At 40.2% G+C, this 12940-nt stretch carries 10 protein-coding genes and 1 pseudogene; 5 read left to right on the plus strand and 6 right to left on the minus strand.

What is annotated here, in order from left to right:
* Positions 1-39: 39 nt before the first annotated feature.
* On the minus strand, positions 40-744 hold the full coding sequence (locus HWQ44_RS12035; protein ID WP_292718741.1) for a Uma2 family endonuclease: 705 nt from the start codon (positions 742-744) through the stop codon (positions 40-42).
* A 517-nt stretch (positions 745-1261) separates the two neighbouring features.
* Here HWQ44_RS12035 and bchB point away from each other — a divergent pair.
* The 3 genes and pseudogenes from bchB to HWQ44_RS33550 form a co-directional block, all read left to right on the plus strand.
* Positions 1262-2788, plus strand: coding sequence for a ferredoxin:protochlorophyllide reductase (ATP-dependent) subunit B (gene bchB, locus HWQ44_RS12040; protein ID WP_292718743.1), 1527 nt, complete (start codon positions 1262-1264; stop codon positions 2786-2788).
* Between the two features lie 163 nt (positions 2789-2951).
* Positions 2952-3368: a DUF3825 domain-containing protein gene (locus tag HWQ44_RS12045; RefSeq protein WP_292718745.1), complete on the plus strand. Its 417-nt coding sequence runs from the start codon at positions 2952-2954 to the stop codon at positions 3366-3368.
* Positions 3369-3373: 5 nt separating this feature from the next.
* Positions 3374-3793 (plus strand): annotated as a pseudogene (locus HWQ44_RS33550) (DUF3825 domain-containing protein); the annotation flags it as partial.
* 143 nt (positions 3794-3936) lie between these two features.
* On the opposite strand, the gene HWQ44_RS12050 reads toward HWQ44_RS33550, so the two are convergent.
* Both HWQ44_RS12050 and HWQ44_RS12055 read right to left on the minus strand, forming a co-directional pair.
* The gene (locus tag HWQ44_RS12050; protein ID WP_292718747.1) at positions 3937-4311 is read right to left on the minus strand and encodes a type II toxin-antitoxin system PemK/MazF family toxin; all 375 of its coding nucleotides are present in this window, start codon (positions 4309-4311) and stop codon (positions 3937-3939) included.
* On the minus strand, positions 4308-4613 hold the full coding sequence (locus HWQ44_RS12055; protein WP_292718748.1) for a DUF2281 domain-containing protein: 306 nt from the start codon (positions 4611-4613) through the stop codon (positions 4308-4310). The genes HWQ44_RS12050 and HWQ44_RS12055 overlap by 4 nt, the downstream gene beginning before the upstream one ends.
* A gap of 189 nt (positions 4614-4802) precedes the next feature.
* Between HWQ44_RS12055 and HWQ44_RS12060 the strand changes: the two genes are divergently transcribed.
* Positions 4803-5063, plus strand: coding sequence for a type II toxin-antitoxin system Phd/YefM family antitoxin (locus HWQ44_RS12060; RefSeq protein ID WP_292718750.1), 261 nt, complete (start codon positions 4803-4805; stop codon positions 5061-5063).
* A gap of 280 nt (positions 5064-5343) precedes the next feature.
* Here the strand turns inward: HWQ44_RS12060 and HWQ44_RS12065 are convergent, their stop codons facing one another.
* Complete coding sequence (locus tag HWQ44_RS12065) at positions 5344-6159, minus strand: hypothetical protein (RefSeq protein ID WP_292718752.1); 816 nt, start codon at positions 6157-6159, stop codon at positions 5344-5346.
* A 735-nt stretch (positions 6160-6894) separates the two neighbouring features.
* On the opposite strand from HWQ44_RS12065, the gene HWQ44_RS12070 reads away from it, so the two are divergent.
* Entirely contained in the window at positions 6895-10071 is a 3177-nt protein-coding gene (locus tag HWQ44_RS12070; protein ID WP_292718754.1) for a plasmid replication protein, CyRepA1 family, read from the plus strand.
* Between the two features lie 120 nt (positions 10072-10191).
* Here HWQ44_RS12070 and HWQ44_RS12075 read toward each other — a convergent pair whose 3' ends face one another.
* Positions 10192-12012 (minus strand): ABC transporter ATP-binding protein, encoded by a 1821-nt coding sequence (locus tag HWQ44_RS12075; protein ID WP_292718756.1) that lies wholly within the window; start codon positions 12010-12012, stop codon positions 10192-10194.
* Between the two features lie 87 nt (positions 12013-12099).
* Positions 12100-12900 carry a DUF6816 family protein gene (locus HWQ44_RS12080; RefSeq protein WP_292718758.1) on the minus strand — a complete coding sequence of 267 codons (801 nt, stop codon included), beginning with the start codon at positions 12898-12900 and terminating at the stop codon, positions 12100-12102.
* Positions 12901-12940 lie beyond the last annotated feature (40 nt).

Here is a 12940-nt window from a genome sequence, read left to right on the forward strand (position 1 = left end):
CGGTTGATGGTTAAGAGGCTTGCTGCACCTTCTTAGATGTCAAATGGGTTCTATAGTATGCGATCCTAATTTCTTGATAAAATTTCCATGTTCAGCAGACTGCAAACCTGCTTGTAAAACCTTCAAGACACCCTGCATATTACCTGCTAATAACTCCGTCGCCGCTAACCACAACCCTGGAAATACCCGACTTTGCAAAACGCCTTCATTATCAGGTATTAATTCCAAATATTCACCCTGTTCAAGAAAAAACCAAGTCAATTTTTGGTCTAAAACTTGCCAAACAATATATTCTTTGACACCGTTGCGACGATAAGCCTGTTTTTTGCCATGAAGATCGATAGCCGCACTACTAGCAGCAATTTCCACAACTAACTCTGGCGCACCTTCAATATAATCATCTTCACTCAGCCGCGTTTGACCACCTGCTTCCGGTAGAATCAACAGAACAACATCGGGTTGAGGTTCGTTGTCTAAGTCTAAGCGGACGGTAGGTTCAATTCCCAACGCTACACCAGGAGTTGCAGCTTCGTAAGTACCAAGGCATGTCAAAATCCAAGCATGCGGTTGACCGTGACTTCGGAAACGCAAAGCAGCAGGCATAATATAGACAATCCCTTCAGTTAATTCAGCTTTTTTCAGGTTAGGGGTGGCATTATAGCGACGCTCAAATTCGTAGCGGGTGAGTTTGTCGCCATTTTCCAAAGGAGGAATTGTCCAAAGCTGGGAGGGTGTCTTCACCATAATTGTTGTGAAAATGAGCTTGTGTACATCTTAGCGAATTAGGTAAAAACGCAACCGACTAGGGAATCAGGGACTTCTGACCTCCTAAAAGGAGAGAGGCTTTGAATCTTACTCCCCAACGCTAGCAGGGAAGGGGCTGGGGGTTAGGTCTAATTTACCGGAACATTAAGATTTTTTTACAAAATCACCAGCAATGTTGTTGAAATTGATAGCTGTATCCTAAGCAGTAAAAAGGTTTCAGTCATATCGCCTCCCCTAAAACCCGCAACAAACCTTATTTTTTTTCAGCCAGCAGGTTTGAGAAAATCAGAAACGATTTAATAATCAAGCACTTATAAGTAAATGGGCTGAATTAAAGATAATACCTCTCTCCAAACCTCTCCCCTTCTCTACCAACGACACGCTGGGCGATGCCTAGGGCGGTAAACTAGGCACTGAAGGGGTTGATGGTAAGCTCTATCTTATATTTTTTACGCCCACTTACTTAGTTATTTGAGTTTAAAAGGGAGACACAAACATGAAATTGGCTTACTGGATGTATGCTGGCCCAGCCCACATCGGCACTCTGCGAATCGCTAGTTCTTTTAAAAATGTTCATGCGATCATGCACGCCCCCATTGGCGATGACTACTTTAACGTCATGCGCTCTATGCTATCGCGGGAGAGGGATTTTACTCCGGTGACAACCAGTGTCGTCGATCGCAACGTTTTGGCACGCGGCTCCCAAGAGAAGGTGGTAGATAACATCGTCCGCAAGGATGCCGAGGAACACCCAGATTTGATTGTGTTAACTCCCACCTGCACCTCCAGTATTTTGCAAGAGGATTTGCACAACTTTGTCGAACGGGCGCAGTTGGAAGCGAAAGGAGATGTAATGCTGGCGGATGTGAACCACTACCGCTACAACGAACTGCAAGCCGCCGATCGCACTTTGGATCAAATCGTCCAATACTACATTGAAAAAGCTCGGAAGCGCGGCGAATTGGCTGAGGGCAAAACAGCAAAGCCTTCGGTGAACATTATCGGTACTACCACCCTCGGTTTCCACAATAATCATGACTGCACCGAACTCAAACGGCTGATGGCTGACTTAGGAATTGAGGTAAATACCTTAATTCCTGAAGGTGCTTCGGTAAATGACTTGAAAAAGATGTCCCAAGCCTGGTTTAACCTGGTGCCTTACCGTGAACTCGGTTTGACTACAGCCCGTTACCTGGAAGAACAATTTGGCACACCTTATATAGACATTACTCCAATGGGTGTAGTGGAAACTGCCCGTTGTATTCGTAAGATTCAGCAGGTAATTAACGCTCAAGGTGCAGAAGTTGACTACGAAAACTTCATCAATGAGCAAACCCTCCATGTCTCTCAGGCTGCTTGGTTCTCCCGTTCGATTGACTGTCAAAACTTGACTGGCAAAAAAGCTGTGGTTTTTGGTGACAATACCCACGCCGCCGCCATTACCAAGATTCTGGCACGAGAAATGGGGATTCATGTTGTTTGGGCTGGAACCTACTGTAAATATGATGCCGATTGGTTCCGCGAACAGGTGAGCGAGTATTGCGATGAAGTGCTAATCTCTGAAGATCATGGTGCAATTGGAGATGCGATCGCTCGTGTCGAACCCTCTGCCATTTTCGGTACGCAAATGGAACGCCACGTTGGTAAGCGCTTAGATATTCCCTGCGGCGTAATTGCTGCACCAATCCACGTGCAAAACTTCCCCATTGGTTACAAACCATTTATGGGTTACGAAGGCACAAATCAGATTACAGATTTGATCTACAATTCCTTCACTTTGGGAATGGAAGATCACCTGTTAGAAATCTTTGGCGGTCATGATACCAAAGAAGTTATTACTAGAGGAATTTCTGCTGATTCTGATTTGAATTGGACAAAAGATGGTCAAGCAGAATTGAATAAGATTCCGGGATTTGTTCGCGGCAAAGTGAAGCGTAATACTGAAAAATTTGCCCGCGATCGCGGTTTCAAAGAAATCAACGCTGAGGTGTTGTACGCCGCGAAGGAAGCTGTTGGGGCTTAGTTTCACGATTATCTATCACTAAAAATAAAGGACACTCATTATGAGTGTCTTTTTTATTAATAATAATTTTCCAAAATCAATATCATAAATAAATACGTATATTCTCGGTTACGTATTAATCCAGATATTACTTACAACAAAAATATTAATTGATAATAGCACTATGCTGATAAAGTTTGAATCATTATTTACTCGATATAAAGGTCAAAATCCCAAAACGGCTTTTGCCTTTTTCCGATACCCTCTCGTAGAAACATGGGAAAAGCCTTTTGAAGAACTAGCTCGTTTAGCAAAACCTGAACAATGGGGATTTGAACGTTCTGAGTTTAAGGAGCAAAAATATAGCAACCAACGATTTCCTATACTCACAAATTATCTCAATTATACATTTCTTCGAGTTCAGGAGCTTGGTTTGATAGCTTATTCTGAAGATGAAGACAAAGCTTGTTTTAATACAGGACTCTTAACCCCAGAAGAAAAAGAAATTTTCGCGACATTTTTTGCCAACAAACAGTGTGATGAAAAAAACAATCCCCTTGGACTTTCTATACTTTTGCAGAGTCTTATTCATTTAAATTAGAATCTTTTCCAAATCGACCTAAGATTAATAGTTATGTAACAGATCCTAGTACTTTAGTTTTTGATACGAACTTAGAACTAGATGTAAATTATGAGCATATAATCAAAGAAAATTCAGATCGGCTTCCAATTCAAATTCAAGACAACCCAAGACTAGCACTCACATCTATTAAAGGAGCAGTTGAATCCCTCAGAGATAAGGTTGCAAGAAACTATAAACTTGCGATACCCCATTGGTATGAAAATAGAATACAACTACTACTTCCTCTGCACTTAACTAGCGATATTCAAGCTGATTTAGCATTGGTTGTTGATAAGGATAAAAGCAGAGGTATGTATCTTGCTCGAACTGTATTAACAATGGATATGGCCTACATAGATGCAAGATTAATTACACGTCCTGACAGAGATTGGTTGAATCCATAAATCTACTGTTCTTACTTATCTGATTACAATTGGACGAAAAAAGTATAAAATCAGAGATTACAAAACTTTATTTTTAAATTGTAATTATTTTATCTTTACTTTTGTTGAATAAAGTATAAGGAAGTAATTGGCTTGTTGTAATATCAAGGACTAATTATGCGCTGAAGTCCAGTCAAGACAGGTTCATACTCGTCAGGTGTCAAACTCCCCCGATAATCAACAATACGGTTAACATCTAAAACTCTGACCTGATCTAATAAAGCAATAGATGGCGAACTTAATCCAGCAACTCCTGCTGCAAAACGTGGATATAAATCTGGTGAGGCGATTGCCCACATTTGCCCTTTATCAGTAGTCATGGGAATTACAACTATTAATGAAAAGCGAGGTATTCCCAAGCGGTTTGGGAACCCTACAACAATTGCAGGTCTATAACCTTCTTGCTCACGACCTTGAGGGTTTTGTTGAGGAAAACGTGCTGTTACAACATCCCCAAACTGTAAAGAACGAGTTGTCATTCTTCAACAATCATTACTCCCATCCCAGGAACATATTTAATAGGCAAACCCTTATCTAGTTCGCCTGGTTGCCAATCATAAGGTTCATAGCTACCCAAATTTGATAAGTCAGTCCCTAGCCATCCTGCATCAGATTCTTCATCTAATTCTTCACTGACTACAGGTAACTGAGATTTTTGACAATTCTCCTTTCGCCATTCTAGAAACTGTACGAAATCTAGAACTTCCTGCTGTGCATTGTCTGGAAGGCGTTCTAGTTTTTTCAAAATCTTTTCTTTGAGAGAATCCATGCTTGCAGCCACGATGTTTACTGAACAGTGTAACTCATAGCCCCTATCTTTCAGAATAGGCTTTTTTGCCAGTTTTGAATTAGGCATGACTTGACAGATAATTTTAGTTACTTTTATTACATTGGCGAAAGAACGCTTGCGCCTCCAACCAGTCAAGCTATTATGTACTATAAAGCCTACAGCATTAGGAAATATCCCACCATGTCGAACCAGACAAACTTGACTGATGCTCGTAACAATCTAGCCGAACTCTGCGCTCAAGTGGTTGCAGATAGAGGAGTGGTAATTATTAACCGACAAGAAGGCAAAAGCGTCGCCCTAATTGCTGTTGATGAACTAGATAGTTTACTAAAAACATCTCATTTACTTCGTTCACCTAAAAATGCAGTTCGTCTATTAACTGCTTTGGAAAGAGCCAAAGCTAGAACTTTAAAATCTCAAAATATTAACGAACTAAGTTAAGAATTGGGAATTGACGAAGGAGGATGAAACCTAACCCAAAAAAATAAACTTTGAGATGCTGTATTTCATCCAGAATTTGGTTAATAACTACCTAAATTTGATGTCTATCTATTGTAAAAACTTAGTGCGATCGCTTGTATTTTTCTAACAATTGCAACAATTAATCATAGCCGTCCACATCAATAAATTTAATAATGTTAGTTCGGTTTTGTCATAAGACTGAAAAGCTTCTTTCTTTTCAGTCCGTGATAATTTGTTGTACAGTTGGGTTAACTGAAGCTTAATTTAGTTTTTGTTTTTGGATTTGTTCCCATTCCCGTTGAATACTTTGTAATGCCTTCAAGGTGCGATTTAAACGGGTTTTCTTTAACTCAGGAGTCTCTTTTTGGAATAAACTCGGAGAATTTATTACTTTATGTAGTTCAGATTGAGTGGAATGCAAGCGATCGCTCAAACAGCGTTCAAAGATTTCACCATTACCACTGCTCACATTTTCTACTAGTTGACGAAATATATACTCTTTAGAACTGATTTGACCATTGAGGACGGTATTAACAATTTCCTCGATTAACTTGTGGTAGGAGTCAGATAAGGAATCAGATAGTGCGCCTGGCGTAGGTTCTGCGGCTAGATTAGTTGTTTCAGAAGTAGAGGGATCGGATATTTCTTCTTTAGTTGGCGTTACGAAAGTTTCCTCAGAACTAGGGGATTCTTCTTTAGTTGGTGTTGGTAAAGTTTTCCGAGAATTTGTAGGTGAAGAATTTGCTTTAGAATTAGATAAGTAATAATCTGCTAAAGAACCGCAGAGAAACTCTTCACGAAAGCGGTTTATTTTGGCAAGTGACTGGATTTTGTGGTAACGACGTTTCTGATACCATAAACCAGAAATTAGTAAGCCTGCGATGACTCCTATGCCAACTCCTGTCATAGCAACCTTGGCATCTTCTAAAGCTTGATTTTGTTGCCCAGATTCGACAGTCGGATTGGAAGATGCACTTTGAGCAATAGCATAGTTACTCGCTGAATTTAGTTGCACGCTAGTGGCGATCGCCGCAACCGACAGTATAAATCTAAATATTAACTTTGATTTCCACATAATTTGACAGTTTAAAAATATGTTGTCTATTTCTGGAGACTAATGCCTCCCCAAGGAGTGAATAGTTAATAATCAAACTAATTAGATCCCTCTTTTACTAAAGAAGTTCCACTCCAGTTATATAAAAAATAAACTTTGTCAACAGTAGTTTGCGGAAGATGTTCTTATTTTTTAACATTATTTATGCGTTTAGGAATCTTGACAAAGCCATATTTAATCCCATTTCTCAAACTATCTGCATCAGGTATTTCATAAAATGGTTATGATTTATAGCGATCGCATAATCAAGCATAATCGAGTTCGGTAGGCAATAGTCGAGGATGTGCGATCGCTGCTAGGCTCTCGTTGCGATCGCATATTGCTGGGCATAAGGTCTATGATGACATGAAACAGAGGTCACCTCCCAAACATGAGGCGTAGTAACAGGTGGATGCTCAGTGTAAAGTCTTTGCAGAAGTAGATGAAGATATTACCTTATAACGATGCCTGTGGCGATCGCATTCTTTCGCGCAGAAATTTACTGATAAATAAAAATTAAAACCGAACAAATATCACAATACAAAATTATTACTTCGGGGATCTAATAGGCAGAATAACCCACTAGAGCTTTAACCGATGTGTCTCCGGCAACGAAGTAAAAAAAGCATCATAAAAGCCTCGCAATCTCGCGTATTAAAAAAAAGCAGATGCATGTTACTGTTTTAATCTCATTGTCTTCCCTTCGCGCCTTTCCCTATGCATCTGCACTATTTACACCCCCAACACCTTGAAGAATTAGTCAAGAGTAGTGGTATAGACTTACACTTAGTGCATCTCAATTTTAGATCGCTCCAAGGCGTAACAGCTTATGAGTACCTGTTAATTTCTGAGCTACTTCCCCGCACCAATACCGGAATGGTGAAAAGTAGTTGGTTGCAGCGTTACGCTCATATTACTGAAGGTGGTTGGTGGTGTTCAGGACTAGACCCTCTGAATAATTGGCAAATGATGGAATGGGGATGTTTTAAGCCAAACCAACCCCGACAAAATCACAATGGTAAGTCCATCAAGTACGAGCATCCCCCCAGCACGCCAACACGAGTATTTTGTTTGCGGGTAACATTGCAAGTATGGCAGCAAGTCGCTGGGCGTTACAATCTGGTCATGCCTGAGAATATTACCATTACTCCTGATGGTGAGGCTGGAGGCTTTTGGCAATGGGTGATGCAACAGAACATTCCTCTCGTCATCTGCGAGGGTGTAAAGAAAGCAGCTACCTTGTTGACGCAAGGATATGTAGCTATTGCCATTCCCGGAATTACTAGTGGTTATCGGGTTGTTAAAGATGAATTTGGCAAAGTTACCCGTCGTCAGCTAATTCCCGATTTAGCCGCGTTTGCGATTACAAAGCGTAGCTTTTACATTTGCTTTGATTTTGAAACTCAACCCAAGACAATCACTGCTGTAAATAATGCTATTTCTCAACTTGGTTGTTTATTTCAGCAAAAAAATTGCACTGTTAAAGTCATAGAACTTCCAGGAATAGAAAAAGGGGTTGATGAGTTTATTGTTGCTAAAGGTGCAAGTAGTTTCGATAAACTTTATCGCCAAAGTGTTGATTTAGAAATCTATCTTGCTCAAACTAAACCCCACACCGAGTTAAGCATTCCTGCTGCACTCACTTTCAACCGTCCTTATATAGGTGAAATACCTTTCCCCTCCTCTGGATTAGTAGGAGTAAAATCAGCGAAAGGAACGGGAAAAACTACAGCATTACAAGGCGTTGTTCAGCAAGCAAAAATTAGAAAACAACCTGTTTTATTAATTACTCACAGAATTCTCTTAGGAAAATTTTTGTGTGAAAAAATTGGTATTCAATGGGGAACATATAAAGAAGATGCTGAGAAAAGGATTGATAAAACACTTACTCCTGCTCCTCCCATTCTCCGTTCTCCCTTTCCTCAGCCCTCCCTTGGCTTGTGTGTTGATTCAATTTGGAAACTTAACCCGGAAAATTGGCGTGGGGCAATAGTAATTTTAGATGAAGTAGAGCAATCTTTATGGCATCTGTTAAACAGTAATACTTGTAAGCACAAGCGGGTAAAAATATTAAAGTTATTCCAGCAACTAATTGCTACAGTTTTAACCAGTGGGGGGTTAGTAATTGCCCAAGATGCTGATTTATCAGACGTTTCACTTGAATATTTACAGGGATTGGCAGGAATTAAATTAACACCTTGGGTAGTTCTCAACCAGTGGAAACCTCAGCATGGTTGGGACGTGACTTTTTACGATTCACCAAATCCTACACCGCTAATTCACCAACTGGAGTTAGATTTACTTGCTGGACGTAAATGTTATGTTACAACTGATAGTCGGGCTGGGCGTTATAGTTGTGAAACAATTGAACGTTATCTGAAAGAGCGGCTACAAAAGTTACGGCGACAATTTCCTAAAACTCTGGTAGTTAGTAGTCACACTACAAATACACCTGGTCACGCAGCAGTTGATTTTATCGCAGCCATTAATCAAAAAATATCTGAATATGACGGTGTTTTTGTTACCCCTAGCCTTGGTACGGGAATTAGTATTGATGTCCAACATTTCGACCGAGTTTATGGTATTTTTCAAGGGGTAATTCCTGACTCGGAAGCAAGACAAGCATTAGCAAGAGTCAGGGATGATGTGCCGCGTGTTGTCTGGTGTGCTAAACGAGGTATTGGTTTAATTGGTAGTGGTAGTACAAATTACCGCTTGCTATCTGATTGGTATCAGGAAAATCAAAAAGAAAACTTAGCTTTACTTAGTCCCCTACATAAAATAGATGTGGATTTACCTTTAGTTTATGACCCAATTCATTTACGAACTTGGGCAAAGTTATCTGCAAGGGTAAATGCTTCTATTCGCCTCTACCGACAATCAATGCAAGATGGTTTGATTGCTGATGGACATCAAATTCAGGTGCGGAGTAACGCAGTTCACAATAATATTATTCGAGATTTACGCCTAGCCTTTTTAGCAACTGATGCCGATGATTTAGCAACCCGTAGAAGATTAATTGTAGAAATTGTCAAAGTTCAAAAAGATTGGGCACAAAGCCGTCAAAAAGCTAAAGAAATTAAACGTAAAATTAAAGAAATTAAGCAGCAAAATCAACTATCAGTAGCAGCTGCCGTAGCCAATGCTAAAGATATCGATTATGTGGAATATGAGCAACTATTAGTGAAGCATTCCCTAACAGATGGAGAACGCAACCAAATCAACAAATATGTTCTTAGACAAAGGTATGGTGTAGAAGTTACTCCTTGGCTAAAATTGCAGGATGACCAAGGATATTATCCTCAACTTTTAATTCACTATTATTTAACTCACGAAAGCGAGTATTTTCACGTTAGAGACGAGCAAGAGTGGCATCAGCAATTGTCTTGGGGTGAAGGAAAAGTTTTTCTCCCAGATTTAAAGACTTACACGCTCAAAGTTGAAGCTATGAGAGCTTTAGGAATGCTTCAGTTTCTCGAAGCAAAACGGAAATTGACTGAGAATGATCCAGATTTGATATTGCTAAAAAATGTTGCTTTTCAGCATAGTAAGCATATTAAAAGAGCGCTCGGTATTAATTTAGTCGGAGAGAAAGAGCAGGTTTCGGCAATAAAAATACTCAGCCGACTGTTAAATTTGTTGGGTTTGAAGCTGAAGCGAGTTAATGAGATTTATCAAATTGATTTAGAAACTCTATATGATGGCAGGGAGAAAATATTTGCTGTTTGGCATCAACGAGATGAATTGATGTTGGCTCATGTTAAGAGTGTTGGCTATGAGTTGTCTGATTATTCTTCAGATTGGAAGTTTGAAATTATGCAAACGAAGTCTGAAAAGTCAAACTATATGGTGTATGTCCCTACTCTTCCGTTAGCAAAAGTACCTAACGACTGAAGTCGCAGCTATAAAAACAAAGTCCGCGTTTGCGGACTCGCTAACACTGCACTATCTTAGACTTCTCTTTGCGTCCCAACGTCTCTTTTTCTTCGATCAATCTTTCGTTGTTTATGTCGCTTAACTCAGGAGTTCTCCTGTTTCTTGCAGGGAGTGCAAGCGGCGGTAAATACCCTCGTGACGCAAAAGTTCATTGTGGCTACCCACTTCTACAATCTTTCCTTGCTCCAGAACTACAATTTTATCGGCTTCCCGCACTGTACTTAAACGGTGGGCAATGACAATAGTGGTACAAGTACCCTGAATCGATCGCATCGCTAGCTGAATTGAACGCTCAGACTCATAATCTAAACTAGAAGTAGCTTCATCAAAAATTAGCACATCTGGTTCCACTAACAACGCCCTAGCAATTCCCAAGCGTTGTCTTTGTCCTCCAGATAGCCTGACACCTCGTTCGCCCACGATGGTGTAATAACCTTGGGGTAAGTGCTGCACTACTTCATCGACTCTGGCAATTCTACAGGCTTCCTGAACCTGCTCCAAACTGGCATTCGTTCTACCATAAGTCAGGTTATCCAATATAGTACCGTTGAAAACGTCTACTTCTTGGTGAACGATCGCTAGCCTTCGTCTATATTTACCCACATTCAAAGTGCGAATATCTTGACCATCAATCAGAATTCGACCTTCTTGAGGTTCAAAATATCGCAACAGCAATTTCACTAAAGTAGACTTACCAGAACCGGAACGCCCCACTAATGCCACTGTTTGGTATGGCTCAATCAACAAGTTGATATCTTGCAAAACTTGACGGTTGGCATCATATCCAAAACGGACGTGAGACAATTCAACTTTTCCAGTAAATTTATAAGGTGATTCTGTCTGGTTGCTCTCTTCTAAAAGACTAGCTGAATCAGATGCAGTTGGCTCTTGGAGAAATTCGTGAAACCGCAGCATAGAAGAATAACGACGGGCAAAAACTTCTGCCAAAGTACTAATAGGTTCTAATTCGGCATATGCCATGCTGGAAAGAGTTAAGGTCATGACAAAATGACCAAGAGAAATTCTCCCATTTACTGTTGCTGCTAAAGTCAAACCCAGGATAGTAAACATGCAAAACTGAATTACAGTTCTTTGCCAAGTACCCAGTTTTGTATAACCTTTGTGGATGCGATAATTAAGCACCATTAGTTCACGATTTAAACGTTGTTTTTGCCGTTTATGTTCTCTAGCTTCTGTAGCAAATGCTTTCACTGTTTTGATATTGGTGATCAGTTCAGAATTGCGGCTTTCGGTGTTCTCTGCATATTTATTCAGACGACTTTCGGAGCGAATCAATTGCTGTAAATTCTTCAAGCTGAAGCTGAGAATAATAACAAAGGAAATTAGATATAAAATCGCAATTCGCCACTCAATCACCAAAATAAACACAAAAATTCCCAGTACACGAGCCAGTTTAGGAATCAACTGTCCGGCGATTTCGGGATATGCCCAAGTGTGGTTTTCAACACCCCTAGCTACTCTTCCAGCAATGCGTCCGGGGTTATTTTCATCATAAAATTCCAGTGGGAGAGTAAGAATTTTGGCGATGGCTGCTTCGGTTTGATCTCGACGCGACCTGAAAGCTATATCCCAGTGAAACCAACCAGTCAGCCAAGGTTGAGTTGGCGCTCTCACTACGGTGACAACGAAAATTAAACCCAGTAATAAACTCAAAGATAGAGTTTTATCAACTGGGTAATTGGTGATGTCAGAAAAAGTTGCGATCGCACTTTGAAGTGGTTTATCCAAAGGTTGAGCAGACAAAACGTTTAAAATCTGCCCGATCGCATAAGGAACAACCAAATCAATAATTTCATAAACGCTGGATGCAGCGATACTAAAGAGACTCAGCTTCCAATCAGAGCGAAAATAAGTGACAATATCTTGAAATTTGGCCATGATGCACACCGTCCAAGAGCGCGATCGTAAACTTGGAATTTATATACTACAAACGTATTACAGGTTAGTCAAGAGCTAGATGACAAATCACTCTTTGGGACTAGTTGATAGTTCTTGAGGGATAAATTCTAGGCGATAGCGGTAGAGAGCAACTGGTCGAGAACCAGCTTTAAAGTAATCTGGGTCTTGTGGTGAAAGATAGACAGCAGTAACTTGATCTGCCTCAATTACTGGATTAGATGTAGGAAGTTTATGATAAGCGGTGGTAGATTCTACAGAGTTTAAATAAGGGCGTGAACCACCTTTAAATAGTTGTTGAAACACTTCTGTGGTAATGAACTTGCTATCAAAGGTAGTTTCTGTAGCCCGTGCAGTCACAATGGAAACTAGTTGGCGACTGCTACGCAAAAACGTAATCTGACGATTAGGTGAATCTGGATCTACTTTGACTAATAACACTGCTTCATCCCCTAAATAAGCCCTTGCCAAATTCAAGCTATTAAATGCTCTATCTGCTACTAAGATGGGGGATTTGTAATCTATCTGAGGAAATATTTTGAACCCGGAAATATGTGGTTGCTGTTTCACAAATCTTACTACAAAACTCACAGGCTGATTTAATTGTCGGCGATTACCTTCAAACCCTGGTGTTACGATCTCTGGTGCTAAAGGCGCAGCTAAATCTACTAATGTACTTGTAAGTTTCCAACTACCAGCCATCCATTCTGGGTAAACTAAATCACCTGAAGCCGGTTGCACTGAAGTTAATTTTTCCCATTGAGGAAAATTTGCTAACCGTTCAGACAACTCTCCTGCAAAAGCTTCACCACTCCACAATAGGACAAAAATCAGTAAGCAAAAACTCCAAATTCTCTTCATTACAAGCATCAGCAGTTTTGTATTTAACGTTTATTATTTCTCGATTAAA

Source organism: Nostoc sp. JL34 (assembly GCF_017114945.1).
Lineage (GTDB): Bacteria > Cyanobacteriota > Cyanobacteriia > Cyanobacteriales > Nostocaceae > Nostoc.